General features: G+C 31.3%; 19 protein-coding genes. 11 read left to right on the plus strand and 8 right to left on the minus strand.

The genetic code is table 11. From position 1 onward, the window contains the following. Positions 1–22 precede the first annotated feature (22 nt). The 6 genes from ABD766_RS03090 to ABD766_RS03115 all read right to left on the minus strand — a co-directional run bounded on the left by ABD766_RS03090 (position 23) and on the right by ABD766_RS03115 (position 7,502). Complete coding sequence (locus ABD766_RS03090) at positions 23–2,617, minus strand: sodium-translocating pyrophosphatase (protein WP_344815321.1); 2,595 nt, start codon at positions 2,615–2,617, stop codon at positions 23–25. 113 nt (positions 2,618–2,730) lie between these two features. Next, on the minus strand, positions 2,731–3,264 hold the full coding sequence (locus ABD766_RS03095; RefSeq protein WP_298303720.1) for an inorganic diphosphatase: 534 nt from the start codon (positions 3,262–3,264) through the stop codon (positions 2,731–2,733). A gap of 72 nt (positions 3,265–3,336) precedes the next feature. Next, on the minus strand, positions 3,337–3,795 hold the full coding sequence (locus ABD766_RS03100) for a DNA-3-methyladenine glycosylase family protein (protein ID WP_344815396.1): 459 nt from the start codon (positions 3,793–3,795) through the stop codon (positions 3,337–3,339). Continuing rightward, complete coding sequence (locus tag ABD766_RS03105; protein ID WP_344815322.1) at positions 3,767–3,937, minus strand: hypothetical protein; 171 nt, start codon at positions 3,935–3,937, stop codon at positions 3,767–3,769. Before ABD766_RS03105 ends, ABD766_RS03100 begins: the two co-directional genes overlap by 29 nt. 21 nt (positions 3,938–3,958) lie before the next feature. After that, the gene (locus ABD766_RS03110; RefSeq protein ID WP_344815323.1) at positions 3,959–6,445 is read right to left on the minus strand and encodes a DUF5686 and carboxypeptidase-like regulatory domain-containing protein; all 2,487 of its coding nucleotides are present in this window, start codon (positions 6,443–6,445) and stop codon (positions 3,959–3,961) included. A 79-nt stretch (positions 6,446–6,524) separates the two neighbouring features. After that, positions 6,525–7,502 (minus strand): pyruvate dehydrogenase complex E1 component subunit beta, encoded by a 978-nt coding sequence (locus ABD766_RS03115; RefSeq protein ID WP_298303726.1) that lies wholly within the window; start codon positions 7,500–7,502, stop codon positions 6,525–6,527. Between the two features lie 730 nt (positions 7,503–8,232). Here ABD766_RS03115 and ABD766_RS03120 point away from each other — a divergent pair. From ABD766_RS03120 to ABD766_RS03150, 7 genes are all read left to right on the plus strand, one after another. Beyond that, complete coding sequence (locus tag ABD766_RS03120; protein WP_344815324.1) at positions 8,233–8,682, plus strand: hypothetical protein; 450 nt, start codon at positions 8,233–8,235, stop codon at positions 8,680–8,682. Between the two features lie 114 nt (positions 8,683–8,796). Further along, entirely contained in the window at positions 8,797–9,303 is a 507-nt protein-coding gene (locus ABD766_RS03125) for a hypothetical protein (protein WP_344815325.1), read from the plus strand. Positions 9,304–9,632: 329 nt separating this feature from the next. Continuing rightward, positions 9,633–10,379 (plus strand): electron transfer flavoprotein subunit beta/FixA family protein, encoded by a 747-nt coding sequence (locus tag ABD766_RS03130; RefSeq protein ID WP_344815326.1) that lies wholly within the window; start codon positions 9,633–9,635, stop codon positions 10,377–10,379. 93 nt (positions 10,380–10,472) lie between these two features. After that, positions 10,473–11,441: an electron transfer flavoprotein subunit alpha/FixB family protein gene (locus tag ABD766_RS03135; protein ID WP_344815327.1), complete on the plus strand. Its 969-nt coding sequence runs from the start codon at positions 10,473–10,475 to the stop codon at positions 11,439–11,441. A gap of 192 nt (positions 11,442–11,633) precedes the next feature. Further along, positions 11,634–12,254 carry a bifunctional nuclease family protein gene (locus tag ABD766_RS03140; RefSeq protein WP_298302924.1) on the plus strand — a complete coding sequence of 207 codons (621 nt, stop codon included), beginning with the start codon at positions 11,634–11,636 and terminating at the stop codon, positions 12,252–12,254. A 44-nt stretch (positions 12,255–12,298) separates the two neighbouring features. After that, positions 12,299–13,123 (plus strand): thymidylate synthase, encoded by an 825-nt coding sequence (locus ABD766_RS03145; RefSeq protein ID WP_344815328.1) that lies wholly within the window; start codon positions 12,299–12,301, stop codon positions 13,121–13,123. A gap of 105 nt (positions 13,124–13,228) precedes the next feature. After that, positions 13,229–14,170 carry a TonB family protein gene (locus tag ABD766_RS03150; RefSeq protein WP_344815329.1) on the plus strand — a complete coding sequence of 314 codons (942 nt, stop codon included), beginning with the start codon at positions 13,229–13,231 and terminating at the stop codon, positions 14,168–14,170. A 58-nt stretch (positions 14,171–14,228) separates the two neighbouring features. On the opposite strand, the gene ABD766_RS03155 is transcribed toward ABD766_RS03150, so the two are convergent. After that, positions 14,229–14,525 (minus strand): isoamylase early set domain-containing protein, encoded by a 297-nt coding sequence (locus ABD766_RS03155; RefSeq protein ID WP_298302934.1) that lies wholly within the window; start codon positions 14,523–14,525, stop codon positions 14,229–14,231. A 237-nt stretch (positions 14,526–14,762) separates the two neighbouring features. On the opposite strand from ABD766_RS03155, the gene ABD766_RS03160 reads away from it, so the two are divergent. The 4 genes from ABD766_RS03160 to porT all read left to right on the plus strand — a co-directional run bounded on the left by ABD766_RS03160 (position 14,763) and on the right by porT (position 17,263). After that, positions 14,763–15,095: a 2TM domain-containing protein gene (locus ABD766_RS03160; protein WP_298302935.1), complete on the plus strand. Its 333-nt coding sequence runs from the start codon at positions 14,763–14,765 to the stop codon at positions 15,093–15,095. Continuing rightward, entirely contained in the window at positions 15,095–15,577 is a 483-nt protein-coding gene (locus ABD766_RS03165) for a dihydrofolate reductase (RefSeq protein ID WP_344815330.1), read from the plus strand. The genes ABD766_RS03160 and ABD766_RS03165 overlap by 1 nt, the downstream gene beginning before the upstream one ends. 212 nt (positions 15,578–15,789) lie before the next feature. After that, a complete protein-coding gene (gene ubiE, locus ABD766_RS03170) occupies positions 15,790–16,521 on the plus strand; it encodes a bifunctional demethylmenaquinone methyltransferase/2-methoxy-6-polyprenyl-1,4-benzoquinol methylase UbiE (protein WP_298302941.1) in 732 nt (243 codons plus the stop codon). A gap of 37 nt (positions 16,522–16,558) precedes the next feature. Next, the gene (gene porT, locus ABD766_RS03175) at positions 16,559–17,263 is read left to right on the plus strand and encodes a type IX secretion/gliding motility protein PorT/SprT (protein WP_344815331.1); all 705 of its coding nucleotides are present in this window, start codon (positions 16,559–16,561) and stop codon (positions 17,261–17,263) included. Here the strand turns inward: porT and ABD766_RS03180 are convergent. After that, entirely contained in the window at positions 17,260–17,988 is a 729-nt protein-coding gene (locus ABD766_RS03180; RefSeq protein ID WP_344815332.1) for a TrmH family RNA methyltransferase, read from the minus strand. The genes porT and ABD766_RS03180 overlap by 4 nt on opposite strands. Positions 17,989–18,020 lie beyond the last annotated feature (32 nt).

Here is an 18,020-nt window from a genome sequence, read left to right on the forward strand (position 1 = left end):
TTATATAAAACATTTTATTCTATTATTTTAAAGCATCAACTTTAGCTTTTACTTCAGCTTCAGTTCCTTCGATAATTTCTTCAGTTACTTTACCATTGTTTGTTTTAGTGACAGTAGCTTTAACTTTATCATTACTTACTTTTTCCATGATAACTTTAACTGAAATATTTTCTTTTACTTCACCTTTAAATTTACCATTTTCATCGTACATAGCCATACATTTAGCTTTGTCTTCTGCAGAACAACCATTTTCGTCACACATTGCTGCACATTCTTCTTTGGTCATTGTAGCACATTTGCTCATATCACATTTTCCAGCAGCTGCACCTTTAACTTCGCATGAAGCGTTTGTACATCCTTTTTCTTCACACTCTTCTTTGCTCATTGAAGCACATTGTTCAGTAGCAGCACAACATGATGCTTTATCAGTTGCTGCACCTACTGTATGCCCACCTAAAATTGGAGCTATTACTAAACCAATTAAACAAGTTAATTTGATTAAGATGTTCATCGATGGACCAGAAGTATCTTTGAATGGATCTCCAACAGTATCTCCAGTTACAGCAGCTTTGTGAGCATCAGAACCTTTGTAAGTCATTTCACCATTGATTTCAACACCAGCTTCGAAAGATTTTTTAGCATTATCCCAAGCACCACCAGCATTGTTTTGGAACACAGCCCAAAGTACACCTGAAACTGTTACTCCAGCCATATAACCACCTAACATTTCAGCGATTAATTGGTTGTTATCTCCGTAAACTAATTTACCTAAAAGTACAATTGCAATTGGGAAACCGATAGTTAAGATTCCTGGCAACATCATTTCACGTAATGCAGCTTTTGTAGAAATTTCAACGCATTTACCATATTCAGGTTTTCCAGTTCCTTCCATAATTCCTGGAATTTCTTTGAACTGACGACGTACTTCATATACCATGTCCATTGCAGCTTTACCAACAGAATTCATTGCTAAAGCAGAGAAAACTACAGGAATCATACCTCCAACAAATAACATTGCTAATACTGGAGCTTTGAAGATGTTGATACCATCAATTCCAGTAAAAGTTACATAAGCAGCAAATAAAGCTAACGATGTTAATGCAGCAGAAGCGATTGCGAAACCTTTTCCTGTTGCAGCAGTTGTGTTACCAACTGAATCTAAAATATCTGTTCTTGTACGAACTTCTTTTGGTAATTCACTCATTTCAGCGATTCCACCAGCGTTATCAGAAATTGGTCCGAAAGCGTCAATTGCTAATTGCATTGCAGTTGTAGCCATCATTGCAGAAGCTGCAAGAGCTACACCGTAAAAACCAGCGAAAGCATAAGAAGCCCAAATAGCACCAGCAAATAATAATACTGTTGGGAAAGTAGAAATCATACCAGTAGCTAAACCAGCAATTACGTTAGTTCCTGCTCCAGTAGAAGATTTTTGTACAATTGCCAAAACTGGTTTTGTACCTAAACCTGTGTAATATTCAGTTACAGAAGAGATAACTCCACCAACTACTAAACCTACAATTGTTGCATAGAAAACTCTCATTGAAGAAATTTCTTTTAATCCTTCACCATAGAATTCCATTTGCATAACTTCAGGTAACATATATTTTACCAAAGCAAAACATGATACAGCTGTTAAAGCAATAGAAACCCAGTTTCCAACGTTTAAAGCACCTTGAACTTGTTTTTCTTTAGCATCATCACTTGATATTTTCACTAACATAGTACCGATGATTGAGAATAAGATTCCGAAACCAGCGATAGCCATTGGTAATAAAATTGGTCCGATTCCGCCAAAAGCGTCTTCGATTTTACCACCCATATCTTTAATTACATAGTTACCTAAAACCATTGCAGCAAGAACTGTTGCAACATAAGAACCAAATAAATCGGCACCCATACCAGCAACGTCACCTACGTTATCTCCAACGTTATCTGCAATTGTAGCAGGATTTCTTGGATCATCTTCTGGAATACCAGCTTCTACTTTACCTACTAAGTCAGCACCAACATCGGCAGCTTTTGTATAAATACCACCACCAACACGAGCAAACAAAGCGATAGATTCTGCTCCAAGAGAGAAACCAGCTAGAGTTTCAAGAACGATAGTCATGTCTTCTGTAGAAGTCCAAACACCTTTCATGAAATATTGGAATAATATAATAAAGAAACCTGTTAAACCAAGAACTGCTAAACCAGCAACTCCTAATCCCATAACTGTTCCACCACCAAAAGAAACTTTTAATGCTTGTGGTAAACTAGTACGAGCTGCTTGTGTAGTTCTTACGTTAGTTTTTGTAGCAATTTTCATTCCCATGTTTCCTGCTAAAGCAGAAAAGAAAGCTCCAAAAATAAATGCAACTACGATTAATATATGTGTTGTTGGAACTATAAAAGAAATTCCAGCTAACACAATACTTGCTCCAACTACGAAGAAAGCTAATAATCTGTATTCCGCTTTAAGGAAAGCTAAGGCACCTTCGTAGATGTAATCTGAAATTTCTTTCATTTTTCCATCTCCAGCGTCTTGTTTTAATACCCAAGATCTTTTGATTGCCATAAAAGCTAATCCTATTAATGCCATGACTATTGGCACATAAATCATAAATTCATTCATAATAAACTAATTAGATAGGTTGTTAATGTTTGTTACTATTTATTAATGTTAACAAACATATAAAAAAAAAGACAATTTAAATTTATCTAAATTGTCTTTTATTAATAATGTTATTAACTTTTTATACTGAATAATCCTTTTGGTCTATCAGGGATTGCTTCAAAACGATCTACACATTCTCTAATGATTCTGTAGGCTTCTTTAACATCACCCCAACCTTCTACATCTACTTGCTTGTTTTCTAAATCTTTATAAACTTGAAAGAAATGCTCAATTTCCTTTAATAAGTGTGGATTGATATCAGATAAATTTTCTAAAGTATTCCATATTGGATCAGAAACAGGAACACAAATTATTTTTTCATCTGGGCCTTTATCATCAGCCATATGGAAAACTCCTATAGGTTTTACTTCGATTACACAACCTGGAAAAGTTGGTTCGTTTATTAAAACTAATACATCTAACGGATCGCCGTCTAATGCTAATGTTTGAGGAATAAATCCATAATCTGCTGGATACATCATTGATGAAAATAACATTCTATCAAAACGCATTCTTTTTATAGCAAAATCATATTCATATTTATTTCTACTTCCTCTTGGAATTTCGATTAAAACATCGAATGTTTTCAATTTATCTGCAGTCATTTTACTTTCTTTTTTTAAAGGGTCGCAAAGGTAAGTAATAAAAGAAAAAAGCAAAAGAAATGTATAGTAAATTTACAATTTAATTTTGTTCCTTTTAACCAAATAGTAATGCCATAAAACAAAGGATGCAAAGGTTCTGTATGGTTTCCATTCATTAGAAACTTGTTCCATTTCTTCTAGTGATTGACAATTGTATAACTCTATTAATGTGTTTTTAATTGCAATGTCGCCAAGCGGTACAACATCTGGTGACTGAAGACAAAACATTAAATAAACTTCAATACTCCAATTGCCGACTCCTTTGACTTTGATTAATTCTTGTCGGATTTGGGTTTCTGTTTTGGATGAAAAGCTATCGAAATTAATTTCGTTGGAAAGTACTTTGGATGCTAAATCTTTGAGATAAACTATTTTTTGTCGTGACAAACCGCATGATTTTAATTCATAATCTGAAGAATAATAGATATTTTCTGGTGTGATTTTCTTGAAATATTTTTCTAATTTAACATAACATGCTTTGGCAGATTCTATTGAAACTTGTTGCTCTAATTATAATGTGACACATGGAAGCAAATCCTTCTTGGCGCTTTTGAATAATTGGATGACCGTAAGTATCAAGAATAAATTTTAAAGTTTCATCTTTAGAAGTCAGAAATTCAACAACTTGCTCCATAATTAAAGAAACTAGATTGAATTAAAAATAGAAACCAAATTCTCCTTTAATTGTAAAATTATTTGTTCCCGGAATATCTCTGTAATTTCCTCTCCAGCTAGCATCAATTCGGAAAACTTTAAATATGTTTCCGATTCCTACACTGTATTCCCAATAAGGTTGCTTTGGTGCTTTATATACTAATCCTGAGGCATTAATTAATTGATTTTCATTTGAAATAGAACCATAAACTCCTCTTACTCCAATAATTTCTCTCCAATTAAGTTTTCGCATCAATGGAATTCTAGATAGTAATCTTCCTTGAAAATTATGATCCCATTGTAAAGTAGCATATTCGTCGGAAACAAACTCGTAAAAATTTAAATTATTAAAGGTGTTGCCAATAATGAAATAAGTTTGATTTCCGGGAATTACACTCATCAATCCAAGTGGCACTTGTCCGAAAGTTTTACCTAGTTCCATAGTTAAGTTTGTTCTTCCTAATGGTCCTATTGTTATTGGTTGTTTATAATATAATTGTAGTTTACTATAATCAAAATCACTATCTATTAATCCTTTAAATCCTTGACTGTAATTTACAAAAAAGCGACTATACGGACTATCTACACTAAGACGTTCTACTCCGTAACCTACTGTTTTTCGTCCAGGAGTATATTCTACTTGAAGATTAACCTCAGATTGTTTTACTTCACTTTTAGTTGTTGTATAAGTATCATCAGAATAATAATCTAAACTAAATGTTGGTGAGGCTGATTCTAAGGTACGATAAGAAAATCCTGTTTTAAAAATTAAATTTTTTATAGGCTCTATTTCAACAGAAGCCATGGTAAGATTGATATTAGTTAATTTTCCATTATTCCCAGAAGCAAATAAAGCAGAAGATGCAAAACTTCTTCCTAAAACATCATTTGTTGTTGTTAAACTGGCTCCAATTTGCTCTACATCTCTTCTATTTCCGGCCTCAACAATAATTCGTCTTTTAGAATCCACCATCCATTTTCCTGACAAACCATATTTGAATTTATTATCATCAAATCCGTAAGCAGTATAACCCTGGAAACGCCATTTATCGTTTGGTCCGAAATAGGTTCTTCCACCAACACGAACACGAATTCCTTCTACAACATTAAATCCGAATGTTGAAAAAATAGGTCCGAAATCTATATTTCCTTTTTGTATATATCCGCTTCCTAAAATGGTTACAAGATTATACATTTGTTTGAATTTTTTAACCGTTTTTAAGGTGTCAAGCATTTTGTAAACTCCAATTTCATCTTTATTTAGTTTCTCAAATCGGTTTTCTTCCCAATATTCATCTGACTTGGTGTAAACTGCATTATCAATAAAATTGACTTCTTCTTTATAAAACTTATCAGGTTTTACTTCGTTAAATTTATGATTTCTCACTAAAGTTGTTCGTTTTCCATAAACACCTTTAGATTCTTCTTTTTTGTTGATTGCAAAATCTGACATCATGTAATCTCTTGTAAGGAGAAAAACAGAATCACTTACTACTTCAAATTCTTGCTCAATATAAATATCTTTTACCCAGTTAATATTAGCACTTTTAGAAACTGCCATATTGATGGTTTTGATAGCATAAGTAGAATCATTAACCCAAAAATCTCCTTTAAAAGTTAATTCATTTTTTCTTCTTGGATAAAACACAATGTTGTAACACCATTTATTATCAATAAAGGAGCTGTCTCTTAATACATAATTATAAACATCTATCCCAGTTGTTGATAATGGACTTGTAAAGCTTTTATCAAAAAAAGTTAAGTGATTATTATAGATATTGTAATCGTTGTAAAGGTCTTTAATGAAAGTGTTTACACCATCTCCATTTCCTAAACCTGAGTTTTTGTTGGCTTTGATAATTGATTTTTCCTTCTTTAATTTATTGTCACCATAAACATCATACATAGATTCATTGATGAAAATAGGCAAATAGGTTTTCCCTGTGACTTTAGAAGTATCTACTTTATTGAAAACAAACTCCATTCCTTTGAAGATTTTTTGCTTCATAAAAGCACTATCTATGGTATTCAAATCAAATTCAACTTTCTCGTATTTTTCGTATTGATATTGATCAAACATACGTAAGCCATTTTTCCTTTTTCTTTCCCAGATTTTTCTCAGAATATCTAATGCTGGATTGTTTTTCTTTGATGTTTTTCCTTTATAAATAACAACTTCTTGCAACATTTCTTCTTCATTCAAAACCACTTTCATATTGTAAGTTACCAGCTTTTCTAAATCTACATCTTTAGTAGTAAAACCAACGAAAGCCACTACTAATGTTGTATAATTTTTAGTTGATTCTAAATAAAACTTACCGTTTTCATCACTAACAGTTCCTTCGTTAGAACCTTTAAACACGATATTTGCATAGGAAACTGGTTGGTTTTTCTTATCAACAACAACTCCACTTACTTTTGTTTGAGAAAAAACAAAAGAAGAAAAAAGAAGAAAAAGAACTATAGAAAAAGATATTTTTTTAAGCATAATACGATTTGCGAATTTTTGGTAAAAAAAAAGCTTCATCAAGATTTCTCCGATGAAGCTTCAAATATAATAGAATATATTATTTGTACATTACTTTTTTTACTGCTTTAACAACATCTTGAGCATTTGGCAACCATTCTTTCAATAAAGTTGGTGAATAAGGCGCTGGAGTGTCAGCAGTTGTGATTCTTTGAACTGGGGCATCAAGGAAATCGAATGCTTTATCTTGAACCATATAAGTTATTTCTGAAGCCACACTTGCAAAAGGCCAAGCTTCTTCAAGAACTACTAAACGATTTGTTTTCTTAACAGAATTGATAATCGCATCATAGTCCATTGGGCGAACCGTTCTTAAGTCGATAATTTCACAAGAAATACCTTCTTTAGCTAATTCGTCAGCAGCAATGAAAGCTTCTTTGATGATTTTACCAAAAGAAACGATAGTTACATCAGTTCCTTCTCTTTTAATATCGGCAACTCCTAATGGAATAATGTATTCTCCATCTGGCACTTCACCTTTATCTCCGTACATTTGTTCTGATTCCATGAAAATAACAGGATCATTATCACGGATTGCAGCTTTCAACAAACCTTTAGCATCATAAACTGTAGATGGAACTACTACTTTTAAACCAGGCGTATTAGCAAACCAATTTTCAAAAGCTTGTGAATGCGTTGCTCCTAATTGTCCAGCAGAAGCTGTTGGTCCACGAAAAACCATTGGCATTGGAAACTGTCCAGCCGACATTTGACGCATTTTAGCAGCGTTATTTATAATTTGGTCAATTCCAACTAATGAAAAGTTGAAGGTCATGTATTCTACAATTGGACGACAACCGTTCATAGCTGAACCAACTGCAATTCCTGCAAAACCTAACTCGGCAATTGGAGTATCAATTACTCTTTTTGGACCGAATTCGTCAAGCATTCCTTTTGATGCTTTGTAAGCACCATTGTATTCGGCAACTTCTTCACCCATTAAATATACGGCTTCATCGCGACGCATTTCTTCACTCATCGCTTCGGCAATCGCTTCTCTAAATTGTATCGTTCTCATATATATTTTTTCTTAAAATCTATTTTGGATAGCAAAAGTAAAAATTAAAAATGATACTATTATTTTTTTAGTCATATTTTATATTTTGTTTTTAACGAAAACGATGTAATACATTATTTTAATAACCTCAATAAGTTTTAAAACAATTACTCAGAAAATTATTAGTCTAAAGAAATCAAAAAAGAAAACTTTAATTAAGTGATTAATTTATTAGATTTGTTTTGATATAAAATTTGTGCACGGATTGAAAATCCGCGCTATCGGAATCAAAAAAGAAAACTTTAATTAAGTGATTAATTTATTAGATTTGTTTTGATTTGGAATTTGGGCACGGATTGCAAATCCATGACAACAAATTAAAAATATAGGCTGAAGTAAGATAATAAGTTTGCTATGAAAAAATTTAAATTTTGGTTTACGTACTTTATTTTTTTTGGTATTTATGTTTTTCAACTTTGGATATTTATTTCTATTACATCTGATAAAATAATTGGTACCTTTTTTAAAGATAAAGGATATCTTTATCATATATTATTCATATTCATGCTAATTTTTTTACCAATTCTTTTTAAAAAAACAAATTTGTTCTTACCCTATTTAATCTTCATAAATATTTTATTACTATTACTAAATCAAAATTATGGTAATTATCATTTATGGTAATATTTCAATTTTAGTAGTGCTTTTTTTTCAAAGCCAGCTGCGCATTTTATGATAAAAACAATACAAAATGAAAAAAATTATAATTATTTTAATTTTAAGTTTTTGTTCTTGTAAAGTACAGAAGACAAATGAAGGAGATATTAAAAATTTAGTGTATGCCATAGATAATGAATCTATTAGAATTACTTTTAATTACATTGCAAAATATTCGATAGATGAAAAAGCCAATTATATTTTAAATATAAATAATAATAGAAAACTAAACTATTTATTTGAAAATTTGCAAGAGGAGGACAAAATAATAATCAGCCATATATTGCTAACAAAAATATTAGAACCTAATAAAGATAATTTTACTATTGAAAATATACAAGATGACAAAGGTGATATTCAAAGTGTGATCCTAATATACAATAATTTAAAATGTAAATATGTTGGCAATAAATTAAAAATTTTGGACAATAATAATACTGATGCTATATCTAATTACTGGAAGAATAAATTAAAGATGAAATAGTTAGAAATTAATATAAACTATCACAACTGCGCAAAGATTTCCTATGAAAAGCTGTGCAAATGTCTGAGCTGAAAACTTCAAAAGAAGACAGACTACTATAAAAAATTAATAGCTATGAAGAATATATTAATATTGCTACTAATTTCTTTTTTATTATTTTCTTGTAAAGAGAAAATAAAACAAGAAATAAAAATAGAAAGGGACAACTCAAATATAAAACTTGTTTTCCCGGATACAGTCTACATCAATGAGGGTTATGATGGTGAAATTAAGTATAAGAATCATTTAGATACTATCACTACAACTCTTGATGATGTAAAAAAATATCGATATATTGAGTACTATTTTTTAAAAACAAAAAACATAAATTATGATGAAACCTATTTAAAGACAATTATAAAAGATACCGCTTATGCAGATAACAGCAAAGTAATTCCTTTGTTATATGTTAAATTTGATAAATTGGGACAAAATTACATTGATGGTATCATAACTGATAAAGTGAGTATAGTAAACGGCGGTAAATTGGTGGGTGGAAAGCCAGGTACTCGCATTATTACTAATCAGTTTAGGGTTACTAAAGGTGTTTATGTTATTGAAAAGCCAAAAAAGGCAAAGTAACCACAGCTGCCGCGCGAAACTCCAATCTCGCGGAATTACATTCCATGCCGACAATAAAGTAATTTCAAATAATAATCATGTTTTTTAATATTTTAGAGCAAAAATACCATCTAAAATTACTTAAATAGAAAACTACTTCATTTCAACTCCATCTGAATTCTTCGAAATTTCAATTCAACAAAAGTTAAATCTTCTGTTTTGGTTTCAAGTAATAGTAGCGAAATCGATATAATACTGACTTTTTTTAAAAAAATAGTATGCACGCATACAAATATTCGAAATATATTTTATACTTTTACGCTCAGAAAAAACTTTTTAAAAAATATATAATGAAAATATTAGTTTGCATCAGCCATGTGCCTGATACTACCTCAAAAATCAACTTCGTGAATGGCGATTCTGAATTTGATACCAACGGAGTTCAGTATGTTATCAATCCAAATGATGAATTCGGATTAACTAGAGCCATTTGGTTTCAAGAACAACAAGCAGCTAACGTAACAGTTGTAAATGTTGGCGGACCAGATACAGAACCAACTTTAAGAAAAGCATTAGCTATTGGAGCGAACGAAGCTATTCGTGTAAACGCAACTCCAACTGATGGTTTCTTCGTTGCAAAACAATTAGCAGAAGTTGTAAAATCTGGTGGATATGATTTAGTAATCTGCGGAAAAGAATCCTTAGATTATAATGGTGGAATGGTTCCAGGTATGCTAGCAGGATTACTAGGTTACAACTTTGTAAATTCAGCTGTTGAAATGACTGTTGATGGAACTTCTGCAAAAGTAGGAAGAGAAATTGATGGTGGAAAAGAAATCGTTTCTGCATCGTTACCATTAATTGTAGGTGGACAAAAAGGCTTGGTTGAAGAAAAAGACATACGTATTCCAAATATGAGAGGAATTATGACAGCAAGAACTAAAGTTTTAACTGTACTTGAGCCAGTAGCAGCTGACAATAACACTAAAGCTGTGAAATTTGAAAAACCAGCAGCAAAATCGGCAGTAAAATTATTTTCAGCTGACGATTTAGACGGATTAGTTAGCGCATTACACAACGAAGCAAAAGTTATTTAAGAATTAGGATTCTGGAATTGGGATTTAAAATCCTTAATCTAAACTCCTAACTCTCAAAATCCTTAATAAAAAAATCCTTAATCCTAAATTATTATGTCAATATTAATATATGCAGAATCAGCAGACGGAAAATTCAAGAAAGTAGCTTTCGAATTAGCGTCTTATGCAAAAAAAGTTGCCGAATCACTTGGCACAACAGTAACCGCTGTAACAGTTAACGCAGGAAATGTTTCTGAGTTATCTAAATATGGCGTAGATAAAGTTTTAAAAGTAACTAACGATAAGTTGGCTAACTTTAACGCAAAAGCTTACGCAGATGTAGTAAAACAAGCTGCACAAAAAGAAGGCGCAAAAGTAATTGTACTTTCTTCAACAACAGACAGTTTATACCTTGCTCCTCTTGTATCTGTTGGATTAGAAGCAGGTTTTGCTTCAAATGTTGTTGGATTACCACTATCAACTTCACCATTTCAAGTAAAAAGAACCGCTTTTTCAAATAAAGCATTCAATATCACTGAAATTTCAACAGATGTAAAAGTACTTTCAATTAGCAAAAACTCTTTTGGTTTAGTTGAAACTGCTTCCTCTTTATCTGAAGAAGATTTTGCACCAACATTAAACGATGCTGATTTTTCAGTGAAAATTGAATCTGTAGAAAAAACTACAGGAAAAGTAACTATCGCAGACGCTGACATCGTTGTTTCTGGTGGACGCGGAATGAAAGGTCCAGAAAATTGGGGAATGATTGAAGAATTAGCTTCTGTTCTTGGAGCTGCAACTGCATGTTCTAAACCAGTATCTGATATTGGATGGCGACCTCACAGTGAGCACGTTGGTCAAACAGGAAAGCCAGTTGCAAGTAATTTATATATTGCAGTAGGAATTTCTGGTGCAATTCAACATATCGCTGGAATCAACTCTTCTAAAGTAAAAGTGGTTATCAACACTGATGCTGAAGCGCCATTTTTTAAAGTAGCTGATTACGGAATTGTTGGTGATGCTTTAGATATTGTTCCAAGATTGACTCAAAAATTAAAAGAATTTAAAGCAAATAATAGCTAGTAAAATTCCAAAAAAAGAAATTCCAAATTCCAATTGGAATAAAAAATAAAACTAACTCAAACGTGATAAGCTATCTGAAATTATTTTTAGGTAGCTTATTTTTTTTGTTTAAAAAAGAGAAAGTTTTTTGTTACTTTGCAATCAATAGAAATACAAAGTATTATTGTTTTCCAAATTTGATAAAATATAAAAATGAGTTTAGTAAAACTTACCATAAAAGGAATTTCGTACAGTCAAACCCAAAATGGAGCTTATGCCTTGATTTTAAACGAAGTTGATGGAGAAAGAAAACTACCAATCGTTATTGGAGCTTTTGAAGCACAATCCATCGCAATAGCTTTAGAAAAGGAAATCAAACCACCAAGACCATTAACGCACGATTTATTTAAAAGTTTTGCAGACCGATTTGATATAGTAGTTAAACAAGTCATCATTCATAAACTAGTTGATGGTGTGTTCTATTCAAGTATCATTTGTGAAAGAGACAAAATTGAAGAGATTATTGATGCTAGAACTTCTGACGCTATTGCATTAGCATTGCGTTTTTCTGCACCGATTTTTACCTATAAAAACATTCTTGATAAAGCCGGAATTTATTTAAATGCAAATCCATCTGAAACCGAAAACACAGAAGATGAAGGAGCACTTTCAACTCCAGAAACTTTCGGAATTGAAAGCGATTCAAATACTGAAAATTCTTATGCTAAACTAAGTTTATCTGAACTTCACGAACTTTTAGAAAGCGCTGTTCAAGACGAAGATTACGAAAAAGCAGCAAGAATAAGAGATGAAATTTCTAAACGCGAATCTTAACTCATAAACTTTTAAACACATAAACTTTTAAACCTTTTTTCAAAGTGAAACAATACCACGATTTAGTAAAACACGTTTTAGAAAACGGAACTCAAAAAGGCGACCGCACAGGAACAGGAACCAAAAGTGTTTTTGGTTATCAAATGCGTTTTGATTTAGCTGAAGGTTTTCCGATGGTTACCACTAAAAAGTTGCATCTAAAATCGATAGTTTACGAATTACTTTGGTTTTTGAAAGGTGATACCAACATTGGCTATTTAAAAGAAAATGGCGTAAAAATTTGGGACGAATGGGCTGATGAAAACGGCGATTTAGGTCCAGTTTATGGTCACCAATGGCGCAATTGGAATAGCGAAGAAATTGATCAAATCACCGAATTAATCGATACTTTAAAAACCAATCCAAACAGCAGAAGAATGTTAGTTTCGGCTTGGAATCCATCGGTTTTACCTGATACATCCAAATCATTTTCTGAAAATGTTGCCAATGGAAAAGCGGCTTTACCTCCATGTCACGCTTTCTTTCAGTTTTATGTTGCTGACGGAAAATTATCTTGTCAATTATATCAAAGAAGTGCCGATATATTTCTTGGTGTTCCTTTTAATATAGCATCTTATGCATTATTTACCATGATGATAGCACAAGTTTGTGATTTACAAGTTGGCGAATTCATTCACACTTTTGGAGATGCACACATATACAACAATCATTTTGAACAAGTGGAATTGCAATTGTCTCGCGAACCAAAACCTCTTCCGAAAATGATTTTAAATCCGAATATCAAAAACATATTTGATTTTACATTTGAAGATTTCACTTTAGAAGGTTATGACCCACATCCACATATTAAAGGAATTGTTGCTGTATAAATTTATATTATGAAATCGCCACTAACAACAAGTTTGTTGCAAACAAACACCAATGATTAAAAAGGCGATACCATATGTTAACTCTAAAAAATAAAATTTAAACATATGAAAAAAATTATTCTTTTCTTCCTGCTTTTTTCAAAAATGGCTTTTGGACAAGAAATGTCTGCAATTAAATATCTTGATTCCTTAGGAAAACCAGCTACCAAAGAAAATTTTTTCAAATATGAAGTGTTCAAAAAAGAAAATTTGGAGCAAGAGAAGTATACTTTACAAACATTTGACAAAGAAAACCATTTAATTCAAAGTTACACTTACTCCGATGCCGAAGCACAAAAACTTAATGGCGAATCCATCACCTATTACAAGAACGGAAATAAGCGAATTTTAATTACTTATGATAACGGAAAACCTGTAGGTACTTTTTTTACATGGTATGAAAATGGAAATCCAAAAGAAGAAAGTTCCTATTTTGATGTCTCTTGGGGCTCAGCAAAACATCAAAAAATGATTAATTACTGGAATGAAAAAGGAGAAAAAACAGTTGACAATGGTAATGGCTTTATAGAATCTAAAGATGATTATTTAACTGAAAAAGGAAATTATAAAAACGGTTTTAAGGATGGAAAATGGACTGGAAATTCATTAAAAAACACATTCAGTTATGAAGAAACTTATACTGATGGTGAATTAGTTTCTGGAGTTAGCATTGAGTCTGATGGTACTAAAAATGAATATACAAGTCTTGAAGTGAGGACAGAGCCAATTAAAGGAATGGAACACTTTTATAAATACATAGGTAATAATTTTACAGCACCAAATAGTGCTTATAAAAACAAAATACAAGGCAAAATAATTGTGACTTTTGTTGTAGATAAAGAAGGCAAAATAGTTGAGCCAAAAATTACTAGAAGCCTTGGAACTGAATTAGACAATGAAGCAATCAGGATTTTAACAAATTACGAAGGATGGAAACCTGCACTCCAAAAAGGCAGAAAAGTAAGATGTTCTTTCAGCATTCCTATTAAATTAGATTTTAGTAGATAAAAAAAATCCGCTTAACAAAATTGCCAAACGGATTTTTAAACAAACAAACAAACTAAACCTATACTTCTAAAACGCTGTTTTCAGCATTTGCGAATTCATTCCAACGATAGCTATCTGCCTCTGGTTCGTTTACATAAGAACCATCAACGATGTATCTAAATTCAAATGAATTATCTTTTGGTAAATCGAACGCCGCTTTGAACGTTCCGTTTTTTAACTTAGATAATTCTCCTTCTGATGGATTCCAATTATTGAAATCACCAACAACAGCAGCTGTATTTGCTTCTTTTGCTTCTAGTGAAAAAGTAACTTTACAAACTGGTTTTGTTTTTATAAATTGTTTCTTAATTGCCATAACTATTTCATTTATAGATTAATGCAACAAAGTAAAGGAATAAAAATATAGATTTTACATCGAAATGACGAATTATTATTTTATCATATTTGCTCAAAAAAACAAGATACATTCTTAATTTTTAAGCAGTTAAATTTTAATATTAAAATAAGAAAACGTTTTCTTAATAAATAATATCCATTTGCCATTTTTATAATTTCAAAAATATTTGTATCTTTAAATTCAAATTTTCGACTTATGAATACAGAACAACATGAAATGTATGAATACGCACGAAGAAGAATTAAACAAAAAAAAGGCTTATATTTTCATTTTGTTTTATTTTTCCTTGGAGGCATTTTTATATTTGCATTGAATAAATGGATGAATGTTGGAGAACCAACAAATTGGTATATTTGGGTTATAACAGCATGGTTTTTCATGTTTATTTTGCACTTCATCAAAGTCTTTATAACTGACAGTTTTATGAACAAAAACTGGGAACGAGAACAGATTAATCGTTTGATGACCATGCAAGAAAAAAAAATAGAACAACTTAAAAACGAAGTTGAAAATAAAAAAATTGTTTAATGATAACTCTCATAGCAGCTGCGGCTGAAAATAATGCTTTAGGAAAAGACAATCAGTTAGTTTGGCACTTACCTAACGACTTTAAACGTTTCAAACAAATAACTTCTGGTCATTATATCATTATGGGAAGAAAAACATTTGAAAGTTTTCCTAAACCATTACCAAATAGAACGCACATCATCATTACAAGACAAAGAAACTACAGAGTTGAAGGCTGTCACGTAGTAAATTCAATAGAAAAAGCAATTGAAATTAGCCCAAAAGACGAAGAAGTTTTTATAATTGGCGGTGCCGAAATCTACAACCAATCTATTGATTTTGCTGACAAAATTGAACTTACAAGAGTTCATGCTAATTTTGATGCAGATGCTTATTTTCCGGAAATCAATCTCAACGAATGGGAATTAATTTTTGAAGAATTTCACACCAAAGACGAAAAACATAATTTTGACTTTACCTTTCAAACTTATGTAAAGAAGTAGTTTACTCAGAAGCAAATAATTTTAACACAAAAGTCACAAAAGTTTTTGTCCTTAATTTTATTCGATTCTACTAAGTAAATTTATTTTAGTCAATAAGAAAATATCCTTATGTGACTTTTGTGTTTAAAAAATCTATAACTTTAAATTGTATTTTGTTTAATGCACTTTCAATTTTTATTATTTGTACTTTTGCACCCTAAAAAGCGCTGAAAATGTCAAAAAATGTTACTCCATATAAAGATTCTACTTTAGGAAAAAAAGAACAAGTTACTCAAATGTTCGATAACATTTCAGGAAATTATGATGGTTTAAACCGTGTAATTTCTTTTGGAATTGATGTGAAATGGCGTAAGAAAGTTTTAGACCTTGTAAGTGCTAAAAATCCTGAAAACATTTTAGATATCGCCACAGGAACTGGTGATTTAGCGATATTAATGACCAAAACTAAAGCCAAAAAAATTATTGGATTAGACATTTCTGCTGGAATGCTTGAAGTAGGAAAAAAGAAAATTGCGGAAAAAAAATTAGAACATATCATTGACATGGTAATTGGCGATTCTGAAAACATGCCTTTTCCCGACAATCACTTTGATGCAATAACAGTTTCATTTGGAATTAGAAATTTTGAAACACTTGAAAAAGGGCTTTCAGAAATCTTAAGAGTACTGAAACCACAAGGGATTTTTGTTATTTTAGAAACTTCTGTTCCAGAAAAAACACCTTTCAAACAAGGATATAATTTTTATAGTAAAAATATTTTACCTATCATTGGAAAACTTTTCTCGAAAGACAATGTTGCCTACGGATATTTATCTGAATCTGCTTCTGTTTTTCCTTATGGTGAAAAGTTAAACAATATTTTGAGAAAAATTGGGTTTATAGATGTTGAAGCAATGCCACAAACATTTGGAGTTGCAACCATTTACAAAGCATCAAAAAAATAAAAATAGGTACGTTTGATTAAGTTCAAGCCAAATTAAAATGAAGAAACTACTTTATATTATACTATTATTACTTAGCATTACGACGTACTCGCAATCTAAAGGAATTTTTTCTAAAAACCCGATTTTGAATTTAGAAAACTTCGACAAACAGCGAGTTCATTGGGGTTACTTTTTAGGATTTAATATCTATGATTTTAAAATTGATTATTTAGACACACCAGATGTTGATATTGCAGTAAAACGAAATACTGGTTTTAATGTTGGTTTAGTAGGAAACCTGAGACTTCATGAGCACATTGATTTGAGATTTGAACCAGGTCTTTATTATTCACAAAGGAATCTAACTTACTCTGGTTTTATCAAAAAACTTGATGCTGAAAGAGAAGTTAGGTCAACTTATATTGATTTTCCGCTTTTAGTGAAATTTTCTTCATTAAGAACTGGAAATATAAGACCTTATCTTGTAGGTGGAGTTTCTGCAACATTAAACCTTGCAAGTAATTCAAAATCTTTGGACGATAACTACCAACAGCGTTTTAGAGTAAAACCTTGGACACAAAACTATCAAATTGGTTTTGGAGTTGATTTATATTTAGAATATTTCAAATTCTCACCATCTATTAGAGGTGTTTTTGGCTTGAATGACGAGCTAATTCGTGATAATAACCCGAATAGTCCTTGGACAGGAAACATCAAATCTATGCAGTCTCGTGGAATTTTTGTGAATTTTACGTTCCACTAAGAATTCCTTTTAAACTCACTTAAAAAAATTGCGGTTGCTGTTGCTACATTCAAACTTTCTGTTTGTTGTAAATCACCAAATCTTGGAATAGCCAATCTATCGGAAACTAATTTTTCTATTTTTTCAGAAATTCCGTTGGCTTCATTACCTAAAACTAAAATTCCTTCTTGAGGTAAATTTTCTTTGTAAACGTTTTTTCCATCCATAAAAGTTCCAAAAATTGGAGTGCTTGCTCTTTTTAGGTATTTCTCTAAATCCAAATAAGCTACAGAAACTCTCGAAATCGAACCCATTGTTGCCTGAACCACTTTTGGATTGTAAACATCAACTGTTTGTTCACTACAAATCATTTGATCAATACCATACCAATCACACAATCTAACAATTGTACCTAAATTTCCAGGGTCTCTAATATCGTCTAATGCAACTATTAAACCCTTGTCGTTTCTTGGTTTTTGTTCCGGAATTTGAAATAATGCCAAACAATTATTAGGCGTTGACAAACAAGATATTCTTTTCAAATCTTGATCCGAAATTTGTGTTTTTTTATCAGAACTTATTGTTTCAAAAATATTCTGTGTTACATACAAATGTTCTAGCACAAAATTTGATTGTAAGAGTTCTTGGATTACCTTTACACCTTCAGCAATAAACAATTGATGAATTTGTCTGAATTTTTTTTGTTGTAAACTCGTAATTAGCTTTATTTGGTTTTTACTAACCATAAAAAAATGTACTTTTGAATTAAATTTTCCAA

Origin of the sequence: Flavobacterium cheonanense (assembly GCF_039539185.1) — a bacterium.
GTDB classification, from domain to species: domain Bacteria; phylum Bacteroidota; class Bacteroidia; order Flavobacteriales; family Flavobacteriaceae; genus Flavobacterium; species Flavobacterium cheonanense.

Bases quoted from the DNA above. Each gene is read 5' to 3' on its own strand.
- ABD766_RS03155 (WP_298302934.1), bottom strand. From the start codon at position 14,525: ATGGCAATTAAGAAACAATTTATAAAAACAAAACCAGTTTGTAAAGTT.
- ABD766_RS03110 (WP_344815323.1), bottom strand. From the start codon at position 6,445: ATGCTTAAAAAAATATCTTTTTCTATAGTTCTTTTTCTTCTTTTTTCT.
- ABD766_RS03140 (WP_298302924.1), top strand. From the start codon at position 11,634: ATGAGTTTAGTAAAACTTACCATAAAAGGAATTTCGTACAGTCAAACC.
- ABD766_RS03105 (WP_344815322.1), bottom strand. From the start codon at position 3,937: ATGGAGCAAGTTGTTGAATTTCTGACTTCTAAAGATGAAACTTTAAAA.
- porT (WP_344815331.1), top strand. From the start codon at position 16,559: ATGAAGAAACTACTTTATATTATACTATTATTACTTAGCATTACGACG.
- ABD766_RS03150 (WP_344815329.1), top strand. From the start codon at position 13,229: ATGAAAAAAATTATTCTTTTCTTCCTGCTTTTTTCAAAAATGGCTTTT.
- ABD766_RS03160 (WP_298302935.1), top strand. From the start codon at position 14,763: ATGAATACAGAACAACATGAAATGTATGAATACGCACGAAGAAGAATT.
- ABD766_RS03125 (WP_344815325.1), top strand. From the start codon at position 8,797: ATGAAGAATATATTAATATTGCTACTAATTTCTTTTTTATTATTTTCT.
- ABD766_RS03165 (WP_344815330.1), top strand. From the start codon at position 15,095: ATGATAACTCTCATAGCAGCTGCGGCTGAAAATAATGCTTTAGGAAAA.
- ubiE (WP_298302941.1), top strand. From the start codon at position 15,790: ATGTCAAAAAATGTTACTCCATATAAAGATTCTACTTTAGGAAAAAAA.
- ABD766_RS03090 (WP_344815321.1), bottom strand. From the start codon at position 2,617: ATGAATGAATTTATGATTTATGTGCCAATAGTCATGGCATTAATAGGA.
- ABD766_RS03180 (WP_344815332.1), bottom strand. From the start codon at position 17,988: ATGGTTAGTAAAAACCAAATAAAGCTAATTACGAGTTTACAACAAAAA.
- ABD766_RS03115 (WP_298303726.1), bottom strand. From the start codon at position 7,502: ATGAGAACGATACAATTTAGAGAAGCGATTGCCGAAGCGATGAGTGAA.
- ABD766_RS03095 (WP_298303720.1), bottom strand. From the start codon at position 3,264: ATGACTGCAGATAAATTGAAAACATTCGATGTTTTAATCGAAATTCCA.
- ABD766_RS03135 (WP_344815327.1), top strand. From the start codon at position 10,473: ATGTCAATATTAATATATGCAGAATCAGCAGACGGAAAATTCAAGAAA.
- ABD766_RS03120 (WP_344815324.1), top strand. From the start codon at position 8,233: ATGAAAAAAATTATAATTATTTTAATTTTAAGTTTTTGTTCTTGTAAA.
- ABD766_RS03130 (WP_344815326.1), top strand. From the start codon at position 9,633: ATGAAAATATTAGTTTGCATCAGCCATGTGCCTGATACTACCTCAAAA.